Consider the following 1640-nt stretch of genomic DNA (forward strand, 5'->3'; position numbering starts at 1 on the left):
TCCACCACCCTGTGCGTACCGCATACCTGTCGACGTACCGCAAGGATCAAGACCTGTCAGCACCTATGACAACACGAGTTCAGCCTCAGTAAGGCCCTACCTTGTGCGTAGGTTGCGAATGTGCCGTCGCCTACACCGACGACAGAGGGAGGTATATACGAGTGAGGCTTACAACAGCCTCTGTTACCAGCTGGGTGTGGTGCGGTCCATGGGGCGCGTGGGCTCGGCCCTGGGCAACGTGGCCGCGGAATCGTTCTCGTTGATCAAGACCGAGTGCATCCACCGGCACCGCTTCGCCACCCGCGCCGAGGCCCGCTTGAAGATCGCCACATGGATCACGGACTTCTTCAACACGCGCCGCGCCGCAGGCACAGCGCGGCTGGCGGACTGGCTCCGGTGGAGTGCGAACGAACCGTCACCAAGGACAGGACGAGAGCCCATCAAGAGGGGCCGGGCAGCATAAGGAAGTCCTCCACGCTTTCTGGGGATTGACACCTTGCGCCAGGCCAGGCCGCTTGTTCAAACTGGGTGACAAGGGGCTTCTTGTTGCGGTGTGAGGGATACGGTTACGTCACAGTCCAGTGCTGATGCCAGTCGCTTGAGGACGGAAAAGGTGGGTATGATCTTACCGGCCTCGACTCGCGAGATGAACGCCTGCCCCGTTCCCGCGCGGGCGGCGAGTTCGGCCTGTGAGAGGCCCAACATGATACGCCGGGAACGGATCAGATCTGCCGTGCTCACCGCGGACCGTCCTGGTACCGAGGTAGTTCACCAGTATCGACGATCCAGTCGCCGAGGGGAATCTTGTCCCCGAAGACATAGGGAACCCGGGCGGCGTATTCAGGTGCCCCGCTTTTGGCGGTGATGGTCCAGTAGTGGACGCACGTGCCGTCCCGCGGGTCAATGATCAAGTAATGCGGGATGCCGAGTCGGGGGTAATGACGTAGCTTGCTGTCGTAGTCGTTCTCCGGGTTTGAGGGAGAGACGATCTCTACGGCGGCAAACAGTGCCTGCGGACTGATGGGGGCGTCAGTATCCATAGCAGCTTCAGGCAGCACGAGAACGTCGGGGCGACGGAGCTGGCCCAGGTCGGGGTCCTCAATATCTCCCGAAGTCGTCGCAACCACCCCGGCAGGCAGCTGAGGCTGCAGCTGGCGCTCAATGCGCAGTGCGGCGAGGTCATGACGCCCCGCCGGACTCATCATCATGATGAGGTGGCCATCACTGATCTCTACATGCGAACTGAAAGGCGCAGGCGGTGTGAAGTGTTCAGCAAATTCACGTAGATGCCGGTAGATCTCCCGCTTCGCAGTATTCGTCACAGCTCCATGGTACATGACGAAATCGTCATATTGGTCAGAAAGTAGCGCGCGTGGAGCCGCCGAAGGAGCCGCAGGCGATGTGGGGCTGGGGCTGGCGCCGCCGGAAGTGCCAGCGGGTTTTGGCGGGCGGGTTCGGCCTGGTTCCTGGCTCGATGGGTGTCGGGCAGGCTGCGTTTGAGACACCCCATGTCGTTTGAGGTCAAGCGGCATGGAGGTGTGCGTGGTGCGATCAGGCGGTCGCTTCGTCGTAGAGGGTGCGGGTCTTGAGGCAGCCGTGGAGGATGCCGACGAGACGGTTGCCGAGCTGTCGACGGGCGG

General features: G+C 62.0%; 3 protein-coding genes. 1 reads left to right on the plus strand and 2 read right to left on the minus strand.

All coding sequences use genetic code 11. The annotated features are described in order from the left end of the window. Window positions 1–118 precede the first annotated feature (118 nt). A complete protein-coding gene (locus tag ACZ53N_RS37295) occupies window positions 119–463 on the plus strand; it encodes an integrase core domain-containing protein (RefSeq protein ID WP_469145127.1) in 345 nt (114 codons plus the stop codon). A 56-nt stretch (window positions 464–519) separates the two neighbouring features. Here the strand turns inward: ACZ53N_RS37295 and ACZ53N_RS37300 are convergent, their stop codons facing one another. Next, a complete protein-coding gene (locus tag ACZ53N_RS37300) occupies window positions 520–741 on the minus strand; it encodes a helix-turn-helix domain-containing protein (protein WP_469145125.1) in 222 nt (73 codons plus the stop codon). After that, on the minus strand, window positions 738–1322 hold the full coding sequence (locus ACZ53N_RS37305; protein WP_469145126.1) for a Uma2 family endonuclease: 585 nt from the start codon (window positions 1320–1322) through the stop codon (window positions 738–740). Before ACZ53N_RS37305 ends, ACZ53N_RS37300 begins: the two co-directional genes overlap by 4 nt. Window positions 1323–1640: the final 318 nt, after the last annotated feature.

The organism is Streptomyces sp. NPDC033229 (genome assembly GCF_055576875.1).

Bases quoted from the DNA above. Each gene is read 5' to 3' on its own strand.
- ACZ53N_RS37295 (WP_469145127.1), top strand. From the start codon at position 119: ATGTGCCGTCGCCTACACCGACGACAGAGGGAGGTATATACGAGTGAG.